This is a genomic window from Actinomadura miaoliensis, assembly GCF_039536785.1.
GTDB classification, from domain to species: domain Bacteria; phylum Actinomycetota; class Actinomycetes; order Streptosporangiales; family Streptosporangiaceae; genus Spirillospora; species Spirillospora miaoliensis.
Map to the genome: position 1 here is coordinate 140,401 of NZ_BAAAZG010000042.1, position 19,156 is coordinate 159,556.

The 19,156-nt window shown below is 73.0% G+C and carries 15 protein-coding genes; 7 read left to right on the forward strand and 8 right to left on the reverse strand.

Annotated elements, in window-relative coordinates; genetic code table 11:
- Positions 1–57 precede the first annotated feature (57 nt).
- Both hutI and ABD811_RS27685 read left to right on the forward strand, forming a co-directional pair.
- On the forward strand, positions 58–1,227 hold the full coding sequence (gene hutI / locus ABD811_RS27680; protein WP_344953398.1) for an imidazolonepropionase: 1,170 nt from the start codon (positions 58–60) through the stop codon (positions 1,225–1,227).
- 40 nt (positions 1,228–1,267) lie between these two features.
- The gene (locus ABD811_RS27685; protein WP_344953401.1) at positions 1,268–1,816 is read left to right on the forward strand and encodes a ferritin-like domain-containing protein; all 549 of its coding nucleotides are present in this window, start codon (positions 1,268–1,270) and stop codon (positions 1,814–1,816) included.
- 44 nt (positions 1,817–1,860) lie between these two features.
- Here ABD811_RS27685 and ABD811_RS27690 read toward each other — a convergent pair whose 3' ends face one another.
- Positions 1,861–2,376: a flavin reductase family protein gene (locus tag ABD811_RS27690; protein ID WP_344953404.1), complete on the reverse strand. Its 516-nt coding sequence runs from the start codon at positions 2,374–2,376 to the stop codon at positions 1,861–1,863.
- Entirely contained in the window at positions 2,361–4,064 is a 1,704-nt protein-coding gene (gene sppA, locus ABD811_RS27695) for a signal peptide peptidase SppA (RefSeq protein ID WP_344953407.1), read from the reverse strand. Before sppA ends, ABD811_RS27690 begins: the two co-directional genes overlap by 16 nt.
- A 76-nt stretch (positions 4,065–4,140) precedes the next feature.
- On the opposite strand from sppA, the gene ABD811_RS27700 reads away from it, so the two are divergent.
- The gene (locus tag ABD811_RS27700; protein ID WP_344953409.1) at positions 4,141–5,022 is read left to right on the forward strand and encodes an NUDIX hydrolase; all 882 of its coding nucleotides are present in this window, start codon (positions 4,141–4,143) and stop codon (positions 5,020–5,022) included.
- Here ABD811_RS27700 and ABD811_RS27705 read toward each other — a convergent pair.
- The 3 genes from ABD811_RS27705 to ABD811_RS27715 form a co-directional block, all read right to left on the reverse strand.
- Positions 5,014–5,382 (reverse strand): ACT domain-containing protein, encoded by a 369-nt coding sequence (locus ABD811_RS27705; protein WP_344953412.1) that lies wholly within the window; start codon positions 5,380–5,382, stop codon positions 5,014–5,016. The two genes, ABD811_RS27700 and ABD811_RS27705, sit on opposite strands and share 9 nt — an antisense overlap.
- A gap of 9 nt (positions 5,383–5,391) precedes the next feature.
- On the reverse strand, positions 5,392–7,668 hold the full coding sequence (gene glgB / locus ABD811_RS27710) for a 1,4-alpha-glucan branching protein GlgB (protein WP_344953415.1): 2,277 nt from the start codon (positions 7,666–7,668) through the stop codon (positions 5,392–5,394).
- A 338-nt stretch (positions 7,669–8,006) separates the two neighbouring features.
- Entirely contained in the window at positions 8,007–8,225 is a 219-nt protein-coding gene (locus tag ABD811_RS27715) for a hypothetical protein (protein ID WP_344953418.1), read from the reverse strand.
- Positions 8,226–8,454: 229 nt separating this feature from the next.
- Here ABD811_RS27715 and ABD811_RS27720 point away from each other — a divergent pair, with 229 nt between their 5' ends.
- Entirely contained in the window at positions 8,455–9,249 is a 795-nt protein-coding gene (locus tag ABD811_RS27720) for a GntR family transcriptional regulator (RefSeq protein ID WP_344953421.1), read from the forward strand.
- Positions 9,250–9,262: 13 nt separating this feature from the next.
- Here the strand turns inward: ABD811_RS27720 and ABD811_RS27725 are convergent, their stop codons facing one another.
- From ABD811_RS27725 to ABD811_RS27735, 3 genes are all read right to left on the reverse strand, one after another.
- The gene (locus tag ABD811_RS27725) at positions 9,263–10,762 is read right to left on the reverse strand and encodes a maltokinase N-terminal cap-like domain-containing protein (protein WP_344953522.1); all 1,500 of its coding nucleotides are present in this window, start codon (positions 10,760–10,762) and stop codon (positions 9,263–9,265) included.
- Positions 10,763–10,764: 2 nt separating this feature from the next.
- Positions 10,765–12,564 (reverse strand): maltose alpha-D-glucosyltransferase, encoded by a 1,800-nt coding sequence (treS, locus tag ABD811_RS27730; RefSeq protein WP_344953525.1) that lies wholly within the window; start codon positions 12,562–12,564, stop codon positions 10,765–10,767.
- Between the two features lie 230 nt (positions 12,565–12,794).
- Positions 12,795–14,891, reverse strand: a complete 2,097-nt coding sequence (locus ABD811_RS27735) for an alpha-1,4-glucan--maltose-1-phosphate maltosyltransferase (protein ID WP_344953424.1) — start codon at positions 14,889–14,891, stop codon at positions 12,795–12,797.
- Positions 14,892–15,323: 432 nt separating this feature from the next.
- Here ABD811_RS27735 and glgP point away from each other — a divergent pair, with 432 nt between their 5' ends.
- The 3 genes from glgP to ABD811_RS27750 are packed head-to-tail and all read left to right on the forward strand — an operon-like array spanning position 15,324 to position 19,155.
- Positions 15,324–17,951, forward strand: coding sequence for an alpha-glucan family phosphorylase (gene glgP, locus ABD811_RS27740; protein WP_344953427.1), 2,628 nt, complete (start codon positions 15,324–15,326; stop codon positions 17,949–17,951).
- Between the two features lie 35 nt (positions 17,952–17,986).
- Entirely contained in the window at positions 17,987–18,604 is a 618-nt protein-coding gene (locus ABD811_RS27745; RefSeq protein WP_344953430.1) for a hypothetical protein, read from the forward strand.
- Positions 18,601–19,155, forward strand: coding sequence for a hypothetical protein (locus ABD811_RS27750; protein WP_344953433.1), 555 nt, complete (start codon positions 18,601–18,603; stop codon positions 19,153–19,155). The genes ABD811_RS27745 and ABD811_RS27750 overlap by 4 nt, the downstream gene beginning before the upstream one ends.
- The last annotated feature ends 1 nt before the right edge of the window (position 19,156 follow it).

Genomic DNA, 19,156 nt, shown 5'->3' on the forward strand with positions numbered 1-19,156 from the left:
GACGGATCGTCGGAGCCGGTCGCCGGTGCGGCCGGCGGCGGGTGCGATGCTGGCCGGGTGAGCATCGTCATCACGAACATCGGCGAGCTGGTGACCAACGACCCCGGCCTCGGCGAGGACGCGCTGGGACTGCTCCGGGACGCGGCGGTCGTGATCGACGGCGGCACGGTCGCCTGGGTCGGCCCCACGGAACGGGCGCCCGCGGCGGACGAACAGTACGACGCGGCCGGACGCGCGGCCCTGCCCGGCTTCGTGGACTCCCACGCGCACCTGGTGTTCGCCGGGGAACGGGCCGAGGAGTTCGCCGCGCGGATGAGCGGCCGTCCCTACACGGCGGGCGGCATCCGCACCACCGTGGCGAGGACCCGCGCCGCGTCCGACGACGACCTGCGGGCCAACCTGCGCAGGCTCGTCGACGAGATGGCGCGGCAGGGCACCACCACCGTCGAGTGCAAGTCGGGGTACGGGCTGTCGGTGGAGCAGGAGGAACGGTCTCTGCGCATCGCCGCCGAGACCGTCGACGAGGTGACGTTCCTGGGCGCCCACGTCGTCCCGCCGGAGTACGCCGACGATCCCGGCGGCTACGTGCGGCTGGTGACGAACGAGATGCTCGCCGCCTGCGCCCCGCACGCCCGCTGGGTCGACGTGTTCTGCGAGGACGGCGCGTTCGACGCCGACCAGTCCCGGGAGATCCTCACGGCGGGCATGCGGGCGGGTCTGACCCCGAGGGTCCACGCCAACCAGCTCGGGCCGGGCCCGGGGGTGCGGCTCGCCGTGGAACTCGGCGCCGCCTCCGCCGACCACTGCACCCATCTCACCGACGCCGACGTGGACGCCCTCGCCTCGGCCGCGACGGTCGCGACGCTGCTGCCCGGCGTCGACTTCTCCACCCGCCAGCCCTACCCGGACGCGCGGCGGCTGATCGACGCGGGCGCCACCGTGGCGCTGGCCACCGACTGCAACCCCGGTTCCTGCTACACCTCCAGCATGCCGTTCTGCATCGCGCTCGCCGTCCGCGACCTGCGCATGACCCCCGCCGAGGCGGTGTGGGCGGCCACCGCGGGCGGCGCGCGAGCGCTACGCCGCGACGACGTGGGCCGCCTGACGCCCGGCGCGCGCGCCGACGTGCTCGTGCTGGACGCCCCGTCCCACATCCACCTCGCCTACCGTCCCGGAGTGCCGCAGGTGGCCGCCGTGTGGAAGGCGGGACGCCGCGTCCAGGCATAGACGCGTCCAGCCGGGTAGATGCCTCCCCCAGGAGGTAGACATGGCGGAATTCCTTACCGACATCAAGACGCTGCGCGAGCGCGCCCGGCAGGAGATCGACAAGGGGCCGATCACGTCCGCGTACGGGGCGGACGTCGACCGGGTCGTGCAGGTCTGCAACGAGGCCCTGGCCACCGAGATCGTGTGCGTCCTGCGGTACAAGCGGCACTTCTTCACCGCGACGGGCATCCACGCCGAGTCGGTGGCGCAGGAGTTCGCCGAGCACGCGCGGGAGGAGCAGGAGCACGCCGACATGATCGCCGAGCGGATCGTCCAGCTCGGCGGCGAGCCGGACTTCTCCCCCGACACCCTGACCATGCGGTCGCACGCCGAGTACGACGCCAGCGCCGACCTCATCGACATGATCAAGGAGGACCTGGTGGCGGAACGGATCGCCATCGCGTCCTACACCGAGATCATCCACTGGCTCGGCGAGGGCGACCCCACCACCCGCCGTGTCTTCGAGCAGATCCTCGCCCAGGAGGAGGAGCACGCCGACGACCTGCGCGGCCTCCTCGAACGACTCCCCTCCGAGCTGGGACGCGCCTAGGACCGGGCGGTGCCCAGGGCCGTGCCGCCACGCGGGCGGGGGCGTCACGACCCGCCCAGGTAGCGGCGGTTCACGCGGATCAACGGGTCGCGGCGGCGGGAGATGTAGTCGGCGGACAGCACCTCGGCGACGAACAGGACGTGGTCGCCCGCCTCGATGCGCCGGCGGGTCTCGCATTCGAGGGCGGCCACGCCGTCGTCGACGATGAGGGCCTCCGAGTAGGGCCCCCGGTGGTGGGGCTCGCTCGCCAGCAGGATGCGGGCGCTGGGGCGGCCGGCGGCGGCGAAACGCCCCGCGAGGGCGCGCTGCCCGGCGCCCAGCACGGTCACGGCCCAGCGGTCCCGGCGCTGGAGGACCTCGCACAGGTAGGACGTGGCCGTCACCCCGGCCAGCACCATCGGCGGGTCCAGCGACACCGACATGAAGGAGGTGACCGTCGTGCCCAGGTCGTCGCGGCCGTCGCGGACGGTCAGCACCACCACGCCGGTGGCGAAGCCCGCGACGGCGTCGGTGAAGTCGGCGCCGCTGACGTTCGTCTCCCGGGTCAGCGGATCTCCCACACGCCGGGGAGGGTGAGCGGACCGGCGGCGGGCAGGCCCAGGCGGGTGGCGACGCCGGCCAGCGACCCCCAGCCGTCCAGGCGGGCCGCGGCGGCCGTGCGGTCCTCACTGGACTCGGCCGGACGCAGCCGCTCCAGCGGGGAGACGTGCGGGTAGGAGCGGACGGGGGCGTCCTCGGGCAACCCGGCCTTCTTACGGGCCAGGTCGAGGGCGTGGTCGAGGCCGCCCAGCTCGTCGACCAGGCCGTTGTCCTTGGCGTCGGCGCCCGTCCACACCCGGCCGCGGGCCAGTTCGTGCACGCGCTCGCGGGACAGGCCGCGGCCCTCGACGGCCTTGGCGGTGAAGTCCTCGTAGATGCGGTCCAGGGAGGCGTTGACGCGCTCCCACTCCGAGTCGCTGAAGTCCTTGGTGGCGCTGAACATGCGGGCGTGGTCGCCGTCGGCGACGCTGCCCATGCCGACGCCCAGCCGGTCCAGCAGCCCGTTCACCACGGCCTTGCCGACGACCACGCCGATCGACCCGGTGATGGTGCCGGGCTGCGCCACGATCGTGTCGGCGGCCATGGCGACGTAGTAGCCGCCGGACGCGGCCACGTTGCCCATCGACACGATCACCGGCTTGCCCGCCTTGCGCGCCAGCACCACCTCGCGCCAGATCGCGTCGGACGCCACCGCCGAGCCGCCGGGGCTGTTGACGCGGAACACGATCGCCTTGACCCGCTCGTCCTTGACCGCGGCGCGGAACGCGGCGCCGATCGTGTCCGAGCCCATGGCCAGGCCCTGGCCGGGCAGCGGCCCGCCGCGTCCGCTGCGGCCGAGCCGGATCGGGCCCTGCCCGTTGATCAGCGCGACGACGTCCTGGCGGCCCGGCTGCGGCAGCCGCTTGGCCAGGCCCTGCGTGCGGTTGTAGCGCGACACGTACCGCAGCTGCGCCTGCGGGCCGACCTCGGCGCGCAGGTCGGCGTACACCTGGTCGCGGTAGCCGAGCCGGTCGACCAGCCCCTCCTCCAGCGCCTCCCCGGCCAGCAGCGGGCCCCGGTCGACCAGGTCGCGGACCTTGTCCTCGGGCAGGCCGCGGGCGGCGGCGATCCCGGCGACCAGCTGCTCGCCGAGCGAGTCGACCAGGCGCTGGGACGACTCGCGGTGCTCGGGCGTGTAGCCCTGCTCCATGAACGTGTTCGCCATGGTCTTGTACTCGTGCCGCTGGGCGAACCGCGGCTGGATGCCCGCCTTCTCCAGGGCCCCGGCCAGGAACGGCTCCTCCAGCGCCACGCCGGTCAGCCCGACCTCGCCGGACGGCTGCAGGTAGATCCGGTCGAACGCGGTCGCCAGGTAGTACGGCACCGAGCCGTGGCCGCCCTCCCCGAACGTCTCGGCCCAGGCGACGGTGAGCTTGCCCGCCTCGCGCAGCGCCCGCACCGCGTCGCGGACCTCCTGCGCCATGGCCACCGGGACGCCGCTGGCCACCTTGACCACCAGGGCGCGGACCCGCTCGTCGCGGCGGGCGCGGCGCAGCCCGTCCAGCACGTCCCGCAGGTGGGTGCGGCGCATCGACATGATCGCCGTCAGCGGGTCGGCGGGCGGCGTCTCCACCAGCCCGTCGGTGAGGTCGAGTTCCAGGACCAGCGGGGCGACGCGCCGTTCGCGCGCGTGCTTGACGAGGTTGACGACTGTGCCGGGATCCACCATGGCCCCAGCCTATGCGCTGCCCCCGCCCCACCGGCCACGGTCGGACGATCGCCGGACGGGCGGATATCGTCGCCTCATGGGAGACGGCGACGGATGGGCGCGCTGCGGCCTCGGGCACGTGCACTGGGGACGGTTCGGCGCCGCCGGGTTGCTGCTCTTCCACCGCGACCCCGGCGACGGGCTGCTGCGGGTGCTGCTGCAGCAGCGGGCGTGGTGGTGCCACGGCGCCGGCACGTGGGGGATGTTCGGCGGCGGACGGCACAGCGGCGAGGACCCGGTGACCGCGGCGCTGCGCGAGACCGCCGAGGAGTGCACCCTGGACACCCGGGCCGTCCGCGTGCACGGCGTGCGCACCGACGACCACGGCGGCTGGGACTTCGCGTCCGTGATCGCGTCGGTGGACGACCCGCCGGACGTGCGTCCCGCGTCGCTGGAGACCCGCAAGGCCGCCTGGGTGCCGGTAGAGGAGGTGCGGGGCAGGCGGCTGTTCGGGCCGTTCGCCCGCACCTGGCCGCTGCTGAGCACAATGCTCACCCGGCTCGTGCTGGTGGTGGACGCGGCGAACGTGGTCGGTGCGCGCGCCGACGGCTGGTGGAGGGACCGCGCGGGCGCCAACGCCCGGCTGTGCGACGACCTGGCGGTGCTGCGCGACGGGATCACCGGGCTGCCCGACGGGGTGCTGCCCTACGAGCGGGTGTTCCCCGAGGTGGTGCTGGTGGTGGAGGGCGCCGCCCGCGGTGTCGCCGAGCGGCCCTGCGACGGGGTGCGCGTCGTGGCCGCGCCCGGCAGCGGTGACGACCGCATCGTCGAGCTGGTCACCGCCGCCGATCCCGACGCCACGTACCTCGTCGTCACCGCCGACCGCGAGCTGCGTGCGCGCTGCACCGCCGCCGGCGCCTCCGTCACCGGTCCCCGCTGGCTGCTGTCGCGGCTGCCGCGGCGCGGCCGGTCAGGCTGAGTCGATCACCTGGTGGCCCGCCTCCTTGAGGGCGGCGGTCGCCTCGGCGATCAGGTGTTCGGGGACGAGGACCAGGTCGGCGTGGTAGGTGGACGCCACGAACACCGGGATGCCCGCGTCCGACAGCGGGCCCACCAGGGCGGCCAGCATGCCGGCGGCGTCCAGGTCGTGCGGTTCGACGGCGTACAGGCCGAGCCACCGCCGCACCTCGGCGTACGGCGGGGCCTCGCGGATCACGGTCAGGCCCTCCGGGGCCCGCACCAGCGCGATCCACTCGTCGTCCTCGGGGAACACGGCGTTCGGCAGGTGCTCGATCATGAACTGGGACGGCACGATCTGCAGGCGCTGCGCGGTGGTCACCCGGCAACCCTATTCGGGGACGAGCCAGACCGCGCCCAGGGGCGGGACGCGCAGCACGGCGGACGCGGGCTGGGCGTGCCACGGCTCGTCGGAGGCCTCGATGCGGCCCATGTTGCCCACGCCGCTGCCGCCGTACTCGTAGGCGTCGGTGTTGAGGACCTCGCGCCAGCCGCCGGCAAACGGCAGGCCCAGCCGGTAGTTCTCGTGCGGGGCGCCGGAGAAGTTCACCACGCAGGCGACGACGGGCGGCCGCCCCCCGCTCCCGGCGTCCGGCGCGGGGGCCTGCCCGGGGGGCTGCTCCGCGTCCGGCGGGACCGCGTAGCGCAGGTACGACAGGCAGTTCCCGGCGGCGTCGTTGGCGTCGATCCAGCGGAACCCGCCGGGGTCGTTGTCCAGCGTCCACAGCGCGGGCAGGTCGCGGTAGGCGCGGTTGAGGTCGCGGACGAGCCGCTGCACGCCCAGGTGCTCGGCGCCCTCGGCGGCGTTGTCCAGCAGCCACCAGTCCAGCGACCGCGACTCGGCCCACTCGGCGCCCTGCCCGAACTCGCCGCCCATGAACAGCAGCTGCTTGCCCGGGTGCGTCCACATGTACGCCAGCAGCACGCGCAGCCCGGCGAACTTCTGCCAGTTGTCGCCGGGCATCTTGCCCAGCAGCGACCCCTTGCCGTGCACCACCTCGTCGTGCGACAGCGGCAGCACGTAGTTCTCCGAGAACGCGTACACCATCGAGAAGGTGATCTCGCCGTGGTGGTAGTGCCGGAACACCGGGTCGCGCCCGACGTACTCCAGCGTGTCGTGCATCCAGCCCATGTTCCACTTGAACCCGAACCCGAGCCCGCCCAGGTGGGTGGGACGGGTGACGCCGGGCCAGGCGGTGGACTCCTCGGCGATCGTCATGATGCCGGGGTTGCGCTTGTAGGCGGTGGCGTTCATCTCCTGCAGGAAGGAGATGGCCTCCAGGTTCTCCCGGCCGCCGTAGACGTTGGGCGTCCACTCGCCCTCGCGCCGCGAGTAGTCCAGGTAGAGCATGGACGCCACCGCGTCCACGCGCAGCCCGTCGACGTGGAACTCCTCCAGCCAGTAGCAGGCGTTGGCCACCAGGAAGTTGCGCACCTCGGCGCGGCCGAAGTTGAACACCAGGGTGCCCCAGTCGGGGTGCTCGCCGCGCCGGGGGTCCTCGTGCTCGTACAGGGCCGTGCCGTCGAAACGCGCCAGCGCCCACTCGTCGCGGGGGAAGTGGGCGGGGACCCAGTCGACGATGACGCCGATGCCCGCGCGGTGCAGGCTGTCCACCAGGAAGCGGAACTCGTCGGGGTCGCCGAAGCGCGCGCTCGGGGCGTAGTAGGACGTGACCTGGTAGCCCCAGGACGGGCCGTAGGGGTGTTCGGCGACCGGCATGAACTCCACGTGGGTGAAGCCCATGTCCGTCACGTAGGCGGTGAGCTCCTCGGCCAGTTCGCTGTAGCTCAGTCCGGGCCGCCACGAACCCAGGTGGACCTCGTACACGCTCATCGGCTCGTTCACCCAGGAGCGGTCCTTGCGGCGGTCCATCCACTCGCCGTCGGTCCACTCGTAGGTGGAGGCGAACACGCGCGAACCGGTCGCCGGGGGGTGCTCGGTGGCCTGCGCCATCGGGTCGGCCTTGGCGCGCCACTGCCCGTCGGGGCCGAGGATCTCGTACTTGTAGACGGCGCCGTCGCCCACGCCCGGGATGTACAGCTCCCACACCCCGGTCGACCCCAGTGAGCGCATGGGGTGCGCGCGGCCGTCCCAGTGGTTGAAGTCGCCGACGACGCGCACGCCCCGGGCGTTGGGCGCCCACACCGCGAACGCCGTTCCGGTCACCGGGCCGAACGCCGAGGAGTAGCCGCGGGTCCGCGCGCCCAGCGCCCGCCACAGCTCCTCGTGCCGTCCCTCGCTGATCAGGTGCAGGTCGAGCTCGCCGAGCGTGGGCAGATGCCGGTACGGGTCGTCCTGGATCAGCTCGATGCCGTCGGCGTAGGTGACGGCCAGCCGGTAGTCGGGGACCACCTGCGGCGCCTCGTCCTCCTTGCCGCCCGACAGCGACGCCTCCGGCGGCAGCGTGACGGTGAAGACGCCCTGGTGGAAGTGACGCATCTTGTACCGGTCGCCGCCGGGCAGGACGACCTCCACGCGTTCGGCCAGGGGGCGCAGCGCCCGGACGGTCACGCCGTTGCGTCCGGGATGCGCGCCGAGGACACCGTGTGGGTCGTGGTGGTCGCCGCCGACGAGCTTGTCGATCTCCGCACGCGTCACCCGTGCCATGGGCTCATGGCCTCCTCCGTGCCGGGGGTCGTCTCCACTTAGCACTGCCCCCAAGGCGGCCTCTTTCACCCGCGGATTCCGGTCTGTCCGTGAATGCCGAGGTCAGCGCGGGCGTACCGGTCTCCGGCGGAGGACGCCCCGGTGCACGGCCGCGGGGGAGGCGGGACGTGCGACCGCACGGTGGCGCAGCTCTCTCGTTGGGGGTCGCGCCGATGTGACTGCGCCGACCGTGCGGCCACGTCCGTCTGGCCACGGTGGACACATCGCCACCGCCGACCGCGCCTCCATTCCTCCATAACCGCAGCGACAGAATTACCTGTCGCCACCGCGGGTTCCGCTCAGGTGTCCTCGGCGTCCCGGCGCGCCTGGTCGCGCAGCAGCTCGCGCAGCCCGGCCGAATCGTCCGCCGCCACCGTCATCGCGTATCCCGCCTGCAGCTGGGCGTCGGTGAGGTCGCCGCTGCGCGTGGCGTACCAGCGTCCCGCGTCGCTGCGCCATACCAGCCATCCGGGGAACTCCGCCTCGATGGCCGCTTTCAGGTCATCGAAGTCGCCCATCAAGGTCGTCCCTTCCCCGAGGAGGCTGTTCTGTATACAAAAGTCTTACTCCGTCGAAGAGGTGTCAAGCTGTGCGTAAGCGGACCGTCTCCCCGTGGATAGCGGGGAGGAGGCGGGCGGCCGGGACCGCGGACCGGCCGGGACACCGGCGCGCCGCCGTGCGGCGGCGCGCCGGGACGCGGTGGGCAGGGACGCGGCGGCGGGCTCGGATGAGAAGAGGTGATTGCCGGTGCCGGACCGTCCGGCCTACCTCCGGATAGCCGACACCCTGCGCGAACGGATCCGGGACGGCGGGTACCCGCCGGGCGCCAGGCTGCCGACGATGGCGCAGCTGTGCGCGGCGCACGGCGTCTCGGAGATCGTGGTCCGCCAGGCGATCGCGCTGCTGCGCGGCGAGGGGCTCGTCGAGACCCGGCGGGGCGGCGGCACCGTCGTGCGGGCCCGGCCCCGGGTGCGCCGCGTCGCCATGGACCGCTACCGCGCGGTCACCCGGCCCCTGGCCGTCCCGGCGGCCGAGCCGCCCTCCGCCCCGCCCCCGCCGCCCAAGACGACCTTCACCCACGACCAGCGCATCGGCTGGGACGAGTACCGCCTCGACCGGGTCTTCGCCCGCACCCACGCCGACGCCGAACTGGCCGGGCTGTTCGAGCTGCCCGTCGGCACCGAGCTGCTGCGCCGCCGCTTCGTGTTCTACGCCCGCGGGGAACCGCAGCAGATCTCGGTGAACTACCTGCCGTGGGACCTGGTGGGCGGCACCCCCGTGGCCGACCCCGACCGCGAGCCCTGGCCCGGCGGCACCCTGGCGCAGCTCAGCTACCTCGGGCACCCTCCGACGCGGGTGGAGGAGGCGGTGCGCGCCCGCATGCCCACGCCGGAGGAGAGCGAGACGCTCCACATGGCCGCCGGGGTCCCGGTGGTGGCGATCACCCGGCGGATGCTGTCGGGGCCCCAGATCATGGAGGTGTGCCGCGACATCGTCATCCCGGCCGACCGGGTCGTCCTCGACTACGCCATCGACCTGTGAGGCCCCGGCCGTCTCACCCCGCCAGATGCGCCAGCGAGCGCAGCGGCACCGGCAGCCAGGACGGGCGGTTGCGCGCCTCGTACCGGATCTCGTACACCGCCTTGTCGAACTCGAACGCCCGCACCAGCACCGCGTGCTCCGCCGGGTCGAGGCCGCCCGCGGCCGCGTAACCGTGGCAGAAGGCGTCCCGGTTGCGCGCCGCCCACGCGTGCGCCCGCGTCTCCAGGCTGAGCGCGGTGTCGGTCGGCAGGCTCTGGTCGGCGATCAGGTACCGCGCCGCGTACTCGAAGGACCGCAGCATCCCGGCCACGTCCCGCAGCGGGTGGGCGACGGCGCGCCGCTCACCGGGCGTGCGCGCCGGCTCGCCCTCGAAGTCCAGCACGATCCAGCCGGTGTCGGTGCGCATCACCTGGCCGAGGTGGTAGTCGCCGTGGACGCGCTGGAACGTCAGCGGCGTGCGCAGCCGCGCCAGCTCGTCGAACGCCTCCCGGATCGCGGTCTCGTGCTCGGACAGCGCAGGCACGGACCGGCACACCTCGTCCAGCTGCCGGTGCATGCCCGCGGCCATCTCCCGCACGTGCCCGGCCGGCATCTCGGTGACGCCGAACGCGGCGGCCAGGTCGCGGTGCACGGTCGCGGTGGCGGCGCCCAGCCGCTCGGCCTCGGCGGCGAAGTCGCCCCCGGCGGCGGCCGCGTCCTCGTCGGTGGGCGCCTGCCGGTCGCAGACCGTGGGCGCGTAGGCGAACCAGTCGCGCACGCTGGTGATCGCCATGTCCCAGCCGTCGGTGCCGCTGCGCAGGTACTGCGACATCATCGCCAGCGTGGTCGGCTCGCCCGCGCCGGTCTCGCCCTCGGTCAGCCCCGAGGTCAGCGCGGGCGCGGCGGACGGGGCGAGGTCGATCCAGCCGCACACCGCGGGCACGTGGGCGCAGCCCGCCCGCGACAGGGCCAGGTTGACCTCCAGGTCGGGGTTGGCGCCCGGCGCCAGCCGCCGGAACAGCTTGCAGATGTAGACGTCGCCGAAGATCAGCGAGGTGTTGCTCTGCTCGGCCGAGCCGGGCACGCTCTCCAGCTCCGTCTCGACCTCGGTGCCGGGAGCGCGGCGGAACCGCAGCGGCCCCACGACCGACTCGGCGGCCATGCCGTCCAGCAGCACCCGGGTCAGCTCCGCGTCGTACACGGCGTCGTAGACGTGGGCGGACACCGGGTGGTCCGCGCCGACGTCCGGATGCTCGGCGGTGAAGCCGCCGATCTCCCCGTAGCGCAGCCGGTCGGGCATCTCGTGCCGGACGCCGAGCAGCAGCTGGTAGTGGTCCCAGCCGTCGCCCTGCCGCACCGCGACGATCACGTGGTGCAGCTCGGGGCCGTCCTGGGCGCCCGCCGGTCCCGGGTGCAGCTCGGTGGCGGTGCCGATGGAGATCTCACCGATGGCGCGGTCCTTGCCGGCGAACCAGCGCTGCCGCGGCAGCCAGCCCGCCAGCAGGTCGGCCAGCACGTCGTCGGGCGGTCGCATCGTCACATCACCTCCTCCTCGGTGGGCTCGGGCTCCGGCAGCAGGAACCAGTAGAAGCCGTGCCCGGGGAGGGTCAACAGGTACGGCAGCTCGCCGATGGCCGGGAACCGCACGCCGCCCATGCACTCGATGGGCGTGGAGCCGCGGAAGCGGCGCAGGTCCAGTTCGACGGGCTGGGGGAAGCGCGACAGGTTGTTGACGCACAGCACCCGGTCGACGCCCGCGCGCCGCACGCCGTCCTCGTCGGGCCTGGCGGTCCAGTGCGAGGACACGCCTTCGCCGATCTCCCGGACGAACGCGAGCACGCTGGGGTTCGACGCCGACAGCTCCACATAGGAACCGATGCCGAACACCGGATGCCGCTGCCGGATCTCGATCATTTTCCGTGTCCAGTGCAGCAGCGAGCCGGGGTTGTTCTGCTGCGCCTCGACGTTGACCGCCTGGTACCCGTAGATCGGGTCCATGATGACCGGCAGGTACAGGCGGGCGGGGTCGCAGCGGGAGAACCCGGCGTTGCGGTCGGGGGTCCATTGCATGGGGGTGCGGACGGCGTCACGGTCACCGAGCCAGATGTTGTCGCCCATGCCGATCTCGTCGCCGTAGTAGAGGACGGGGGAGCCCGGCAGTGACAGCAGCAGAGCGGTGAACAGCTCCAGCTGGTTGCGGTCGTTGTCGAGCAGCGGGGCCAGGCGGCGGCGGATGCCGATGTTGGCCTTCATGCGGGGGTCTTTGGCGTATTCGGTGTACATGTAGTCGCGTTCTTCGTCGGTGACCATCTCCAGGGTGAGCTCGTCGTGGTTGCGCAGGAAGATCCCCCACTGGCAGTTCTCGGGGATCTTCGGTGTCTGCGCCATGATCTCGGAGATGGGGTAGCGCTGTTCGCGGCGGACGGCCATGAAGATGCGCGGCATGACGGGGAAGTGGAACGCCATGTGGCACTCGTCGCCGCCGGCGGCCGGGTCGCCGAAGTACTCCACGACGTCGGCGGGCCACTGGTTGGCCTCGGCGAGCAGGACGCGGTCGGGGTACAGGCGGTCGACCTCGGCGCGGACGCGTTTGAGGTAGGCGTGGGTCTCGGGGAGGTTCTCGCAGTTGGTGCCCTCGCGCTCGTACAGGTACGGCACCGCGTCCAGGCGGAAACCGTCGATGCCCAGGTCGAGCCAGAACCGCAGGACCTCCAGCATCGCCTCCTGGACGGCCGGGTTGTCGTAGTTGAGGTCGGGCTGGTGGGAGAAGAAGCGGTGCCAGTAGTACTGGCCGCGGACAGGGTCGTAGGTCCAGTTGGACGCCTCGGTGTCGACGAAGATGATGCGGGCGTCGGGGTATCTGTCGTCGGTGTCCGACCAGACGTAGAAGTCGCCGTAGGGACCGTCGGGGTCGGTGCGGGACGCCTGGAACCACGGGTGCTGGTCACTGGTGTGGTTCATCACCAGGTCGGCGATGACGCGGATGCCGCGGGCGTGGGACTGCTCGATGAGCTCCACGAAGTCCCCCAGCTCGCCGAACTCGGGCAGGATCTGGGTGTACTCGCTGATGTCGTAGCCGCCGTCGCGCAGCGGCGAGTGGTAGATCGGCAGCAGCCACAGGCAGTCGATGCCCAGCCACTGCAGATAGTCGAGCTTGTCGATCAGCCCGCGCAGGTCGCCGGTGCCGTCGTTGTTGGAGTCGTTGAAACCGCGCACCAGCACCTCGTAGAAGACCGCCGTCTTGTACCAGTGCGGGTCGCGGGCCACCTCCGGGTTGAACGCGTCGGGCACCGCCTCCGACGGGCTCGGCACGGCCTCGGTCGGAAGGTCGTGCATGGGCTCGCCGCGCGGCACGGTGCCCGGGGCGACGTCCTGCCCGGCGCGGCCGGCGCGGTCCGCCTCGGGCGGATCGGCGCGGTCCACACGGCCCGCGCCGCCCGCGTGGGCCGTGTCGCCGGGCGCCGCGTCGGCGAGCTCGGCGTCGCCCGGCGGTGGAGCGGGGGGTCGAGGGGTTCGCGCGGGGTGACGGTTTCCTTCTCGGGGAGCTGGAGGCGTGTCGCGGTCGCTCAACTGTCGTCTCTCCGGAGCGTGAAGATGTGGGCCGGCTGGATGTGGGGGTCGAGACGGACGTAGTTGGCCTGCCGCCAGGTGTAGGACTCGCCCGACAGTTCGTCGGTGACCACGAACTCCGCGTCGGGGTCCAGGCCCAGCGCGGCCATGTCCAGATGAACGGTCGCCTCGCGGACCATGTGCGGGTTGAGGTTCACCACGGCCAGCACGGTGTCGTCGAGCGCGACCAGCGACTCCCCGGTCTCGGGGTGCACCTCCGCCGACGGCAGCGCCGCGGTCACCCGCTTGGAGAAGCAGATCAGCTCGGGCTGGTCCACGTGGTGGAAGCGCAGGTTGCGCAGCCGGTGCAGGGCCGGATGCCCGCGCCGGAACGCGTTCAGCCGGGTGATCAGCGGGGCGATGCTGCGGCCCTCGCGCTCGGCCGCCTCCCAGTCGCGCGGCCGGTACTGGTACTTCTCCGAGTCGCGGTACTCCTCGCTGCCGGGCCGCACCGGCACGTTCTCGATCAGCTCGTAGCCGGAGTACACGCCCCACGTCGGCGACAGCAGCGCCGCCAGGATCGCGCGGATCTCGAACGCGGGCCGCCCGCCGTGCACCAGGTACTCGTTGAGGATGTCGGGGGTGTTGACGAACACGTTCGGCCGCATGTACGCCGCCGTGTCCCCGCTCAGCTCCCGGAAGTACTCCTCCAGCTCCCACTGGGAGTTCTTCCAGGTGAAGTAGGTGTACGACTGGTGGAAACCGATCTTGGCCAGGGTGTGCATCATGGCCGGGCGGGTGAACGCCTCGGCCAGGAAGATCACGTCGGGATCGGTGCGGTCGATCTCGGCCAGCAGCCGCTCCCAGAACGGCACCGGCTTGGTGTGCGGGTTGTCCACCCGGAAGATCCGCACGCCGTGGTCCATCCAGTGCCGCACGACCCGCAGCACCTCCCGGTAGATGCCCTCCGGGTCGTTGTCGAAGTTGAGCGGATAGATGTCCTGGTACTTCTTGGGCGGGTTCTCCGCGTAGGCGATCGTGCCGTCGGCGCGGGTGGTGAACCACTCGGGATGCTCGCGCACCCACGGGTGGTCGGGCGAGCACTGCAGCGCCAGGTCCAGCGCCACCTCGAGGCCCAGGTCGCCGGCGTACCGCACGAACGCGTCGAAGTCCTCGATCGTGCCGAGGTCGGGGTGGACGGCGTCGTGCCCGCCGTCGGGGGAGCCGATCGCCCACGGCGAGCCCGGGTCGTACGGCCCGGCCTCCAGGGTGTTGTTGGGGCCCTTGCGGAACGTCGTGCCGATCGGGTGGATGGGCGGCAGGTACACCACGTCGAATCCCATGTCGGCGATGGCGGGAAGCCGCTTCATGGCGGTGCGGAACGTGCCAGACATCGGCCCGCGCCGCCCCATCGGGTCGTAGGACGCGCCCTCCGACCGGGGGAAGAACTCGTACCACGCCCCGGTGAGCGCCCGCTCGCGGTGCACCGCCAGCGGGAACCAGTCCGTGGTGGTGAGCAGGTCGCGCAGCGGGTAGCGGTCGATCAGATCGAGCACGTCCGGGTCGCCCACCGCCTCCAGCCGCCGTGTCGGCGGGACGGTGCGGTCGGCCAGCAGCCGGGCCAGCCGGGTGAACGTGGGACGGTCCTTGCCCGGCAGTCCCTCGGCGGCCCGTTCGAACAGCAGCGACCCCTCGGTGAGCATCAGCTCCACGTCCTGGCCGCGCGGCACCTTGATCTCCGCGTCGTGCCGCCAGTGCGCGACGGGGTCGCCCCACGCCTCGATCCGGAAACGCCAGTGCCCCGGCCCGGTCGGGGCGACCTCGGCGCCCATCCGGTCGGTGCCGGGGGCCAGTTCGGCCATGCGCACCGGCGGCTGCACCCGGCCGCCCGGATCGCGCAGCACCACCTCGGCGCCGAGCATCTCGTGCCCCTCGCGGAACACGGTCGCGGTCACCTGGAACGATTCGCCCACCACCGCCTTGGCGGGCCACCGGCCGCAGCCCACCAGCGGTTCGACGTCCAGGATCGGAATGCGCCCGATGCGCGGCGCCTCCCGGTGGGCGGACGGTTCGGCCCCTGCCCGTCCGGGGCCTGTTTCTTCGGGACGTCGCATGCGCCACCTCTACCCGCTCGCGATTTCCAAAACTTCCATGCCCGCGATCCGCCCCTTACCGTCATGTAGTTTTCGGGAAACTTTCCGCGATTTTCCGGACACGCTCTGCGACTGGCCGAAGGGGGATCGTGACCTCATGGTGATCGCCGGGCCGTGTCCGCGACCCGGCCGGCGGCGAGACGCGGCCGTTGCCCGGGTTCGCCTCGGGAACGTCCGGGCAACGCAGAAGCAACCTTTTCTCTAAGGACGTCCTGATCTGCGGAGATGCCGGGCGGCACGCCCCGGCCGGCGGCGGCCGCGGGAGCGCCGTTCCGTACGGGTTCGGTGACCCGCCGCCACCCTTGCGGGCGCCGCCGGCGGCCCCCAACCGAACGGTGATGATCCCGTAGCGGGGTCGCCAGGAGCCGCGCACGGCGCCTAACGTGGCGTTTCGTGAGGGCAATACGACGATTCACCGTACGCACCGTCCTGCCGGAGCCGCTGCGTCCGCTGGAGGAGCTGATCCTCAACCTGCGCTGGTCGTGGCACCACGAGACCAGAGACCTGCTTCGTTCGGTGGATCCCGCGCTGTGGGAGGCGGTCGGGCACGACCCGGTGCGCCTGCTGGGCGAGGTGTCCCCGGACCGGCTGGAGCAGCTGGCCGCCGACCGGCGCTTCCTGCGGCGCCTGGAGGACACCGCCGAGGATCTGCGCGAGTATCTGACCGCCCCCCGGTGGTACCAGTCCCTGACCGAATCCGCGCCGGCCGGGGGATCCGGGAACGGCCGGCCCGCCGAGGCGATCGCCTACTTCTCGCCCGAGTACGGGATCACCGCCGCGCTGCCGCAGTACTCCGGCGGCCTCGGCATCCTGGCGGGCGACCACCTCAAGACCGCCAGCGACCTCGGCGTGCCGATCATCGCCGTCGGGCTGCTGTACCGGCACGGCTACTTCGCCCAGTCGCTGTCGCGCGACGGCTGGCAGCTGGAGCGCTACCCGCCGATCGACCCCAACGGGCTGCCGCTGACCCTGCTGCGCGACGCCGACGGCGCGCCGGTGCGGGTCACGATCGACCTGCCGCAGGGACGCAGCCTGCACGCGCAGGTCTGGCTGGCGCGCGTGGGCCGGGTGCCGCAGCTGCTGCTCGACTCCGACGTCGAGGACAACGACCAGGCCGCCCGTGACATCACCGACCGCCTGTACGGGGGCGGTGGCGACCACCGGCTGCTGCAGGAGATGCTGCTGGGCATCGGCGGTGTCCGCGCCATCCGCGCGTACTGCCGCATCACCGGCCACCCGGCCCCCGAGGTGTTCCACACCAACGAGGGGCACGCCGGGTTCCTCGGCCTGGAACGCATCCGCGAGCTGGTGTCGGAGGAGGGCCTGACGTTCGACGAGGCCCTGGAGGCGGTGCGCGCCGGGACGGTGTTCACCACCCACACCCCGGTCCCCGCGGGCATCGACCGGTTCCCCCGCGAGCTGATCGAACGCTACTTCGGCGGCGACGCCGAGAGCCGCGACGTCCCGCTGGGACGCGTGCTGGACCTGGGCGCCGAGACCTACCCCGACGGCGACCCCGCCGTGTTCAACATGGCGGTCATGGGCATGCGGCTGGCCCAGCGCGTCAACGGCGTCAGCGAGCTGCACGGCCGGGTCAGCCGCGAGATGTTCGGCGGCCTGTGGGGCGGCTTCGACACCGCCGAGGTCCCGGTCGGGTCGATCACCAACGGGGTGCACGCGGGCACCTGGGTGTCCCGCGAGATCCTGGACCTGGTCGCGCGCGAGGCGCCGTCGGTGGTGGAGTCCGGGCAGGGCTGGCAGCAGGTGCGCGACCTGCCCGAGCCCGACCTGTGGCGGGTGCGCCGCGACCTGCGCGAACGCCTCGTCGTCGAGGCCCGCCGCAGGCTGCGCGAGTCGTGGCGGCAGCGCGGCGCCAGCGAGGCCGAGGTGTCCTGGATCGACGAGGCGCTCGACCCGGACGTGCTGACGATCGGGTTCGCCCGCCGCGTCCCGTCCTACAAGCGGCTCACGCTGATGCTGCGCGACCCCGAACGCCTGCGCTCGATCCTGCTGGACCCCGAACGACCCGTGCAGATCGTCATCGCGGGCAAGGCGCACCCCGCCGACGAGGGCGGCAAGCGGCTCATCCAGGAGATCGTGCGCTTCGCCGACCGCGAGGACGTGCGGCACCGCATCGTGTTCCTGCCCGACTACGACATGGCGCTCGGGCGGTTCCTGGTGCAGGGCTGCGACGTGTGGATGAACAACCCGCTGCGTCCGCTGGAGGCGTGCGGCACGTCCGGCATGAAGGCGGCGCTGAACGGCGGCCTCAACCTGTCCATCCGCGACGGCTGGTGGGACGAGTGGTACGACGGGCAGAACGGCTGGGCGATCCCGTCCGCCGACGGCCTGGCCGGCCCCGACCGCCGCGACGCCCTGGAGGCGGCCGCCCTGTACGAGCTGATCGAGGACCACGTCGCGGTGATGTTCTACGACCGCGACTCCTCGGGCCTGCCGCGCCGCTGGCTGGAGATGGTCAAGCACACCATCGCCACGCTCGGCCCCAAGGTGCTGGCCTCCCGCATGGTGCGCGACTACGTCACCGACCTGTACACCCCGGCGGCGGTCGCGTCGCGGGCGATGAGCGCCGACGGGTACGCCGGCGCCCGCGAGCTGGCGGCCTGGAAGCAGCGGGTCGCCAAGGCCTGGCCGGGTGTGGCCGTCGAGCACGTGGAGTCCAGCGGGGAGGAGAGCCCGCACCTGGGCGGCCGGCTGGCCGTGCGGGTCGTCGTGGACCTGGCCGGGCTGGACCCGTCCGACGTGGCGGTCGAGGCCGCCTACGGCCGGGTCGACGAGTCCGACGCGCTGATCGACCCGTCGTACCTGGAGCTGACCCCGGCCGAGCCGGCAGAGAACGAGCGGCTGCGCTACGTCGGCGAGGTGCCGCTGCGGCGCAGCGGCGCGTTCGGCTACAGCGTGCGCGTCGTCCCCCGGCACCGCCTGCTGGCGCACCACGCCGAGACGGGCCTGATCGCCCTGCCGCCCGCGCCGCACGGCATGACCAACGGCGACCTGCGCTGACACCGCGCCGGAAACCGGTCCATAATCATCCGATCATGGACCGGTTTCCGCGGGTCGCCTCCGTGGCGGCCGCCGCCGTCGTCGGCCTGGCCTTCGGCGGCGGCGTCGTCTGGCGGGTGAACGGCACCTCCGGCGAACGGGACGATCCCGTCCGCGCCGTGCGCTCGCCCTGCAATCTGGCGCCCGCCGAGCCGCTGGACGAGGCGCTGCCCGGCGCGGTCGTGGTGTCGTCGTCCGGCTCCGGCGAGCCGGGCGAGGCGTGGTCGGCGAGCAGGGAGTGCGCCCTCGCCCCGAAGGGGACGGCGGAGCCCGCCCTGACGCTGCGGCTGACGCGGTACGGCGCGCACCGGGAGGACACCGACCCGGGGAAACGGGAGAGGATCGTGGTGCGTCCAGGCGCCGAGCGGGCGGCCAGGGAGTTCGCCGCGGGCCTTGCCGACGACTACGGCATCTGCCGGCTGCGGACCGTCACCGGGATCGGCGAGCAGGCGGCGGCGTGCGCGGGCACGTACTACGACGGGCAGTCCCCGGCCTACCGGCTGCTGGCGCGGCGCGGCGATCTGGTGTTGAGCGTCGTCGGCGTGGCGGGCACCGCCGCGCGGCGCGGGCCGCTGGGGCGGCTGGCGGCCGGGGTGCTGGAGGCGGGCCGGTGAGCGGGCGGGCGTCGCTGCGGGAACTGGCCTCCACGCAGGTCGGACGGGTCGTCCTCGGCCTGTTCGGCGGCTGCCTGGTCGGCTCCATGACGGTGCTGACCGGGCAGGTGACCGGGATGCTGCCGCTGGGCGAGCCCCGCACGCTGCGCGCCCCCTGCCGGGACGCGTCGGTCACGGCGCTCGTCCCCGGCGGGGAGGTGGCGCGCGACGAGGGCGGCCGCACGGGCGCGGAGTGCGAGACCAGCGCCCCGTCGCCGCGTCACGCCCGCCTTGAGGTCAGGGTCGAGAAGGCGTGGACGCCCGGCCGGGCCGAGGAGGGCCACCGTCGCGGCTGCGCGTCGCTGACCGGGCTCGGCCCGGTGGGACACCCGCCGGGGCTCGGCGACGAGGCGTGCGTGGTGACGGACCGTGGCATGCTGCCCGTCACCACGGTCCTGGTGCGTCGCGGCGCCCTGCGCGTCACCGTGCGGTACGCCTCGGCCGCCAAGGGCGCCGCAGCCGTCGAGGGCGACGCGGTGGCCGTCGCCCGGCGCGTCACCGCGTCGCCCTGAG

Bases quoted from the DNA above. Each gene is read 5' to 3' on its own strand.
- ABD811_RS27685 (WP_344953401.1), top strand. From the start codon at position 1,268: ATGGCGGAATTCCTTACCGACATCAAGACGCTGCGCGAGCGCGCCCGG.
- sppA (WP_344953407.1), bottom strand. From the start codon at position 4,064: ATGGTGGATCCCGGCACAGTCGTCAACCTCGTCAAGCACGCGCGCGAA.
- ABD811_RS27700 (WP_344953409.1), top strand. From the start codon at position 4,141: ATGGGAGACGGCGACGGATGGGCGCGCTGCGGCCTCGGGCACGTGCAC.
- glgB (WP_344953415.1), bottom strand. From the start codon at position 7,668: ATGGCACGGGTGACGCGTGCGGAGATCGACAAGCTCGTCGGCGGCGAC.
- ABD811_RS27715 (WP_344953418.1), bottom strand. From the start codon at position 8,225: ATGGGCGACTTCGATGACCTGAAAGCGGCCATCGAGGCGGAGTTCCCC.
- ABD811_RS27725 (WP_344953522.1), bottom strand. From the start codon at position 10,762: ATGCGACCGCCCGACGACGTGCTGGCCGACCTGCTGGCGGGCTGGCTG.
- treS (WP_344953525.1), bottom strand. From the start codon at position 12,564: ATGCACGACCTTCCGACCGAGGCCGTGCCGAGCCCGTCGGAGGCGGTG.
- ABD811_RS27735 (WP_344953424.1), bottom strand. From the start codon at position 14,891: ATGCGACGTCCCGAAGAAACAGGCCCCGGACGGGCAGGGGCCGAACCG.
- ABD811_RS27745 (WP_344953430.1), top strand. From the start codon at position 17,987: ATGGACCGGTTTCCGCGGGTCGCCTCCGTGGCGGCCGCCGCCGTCGTC.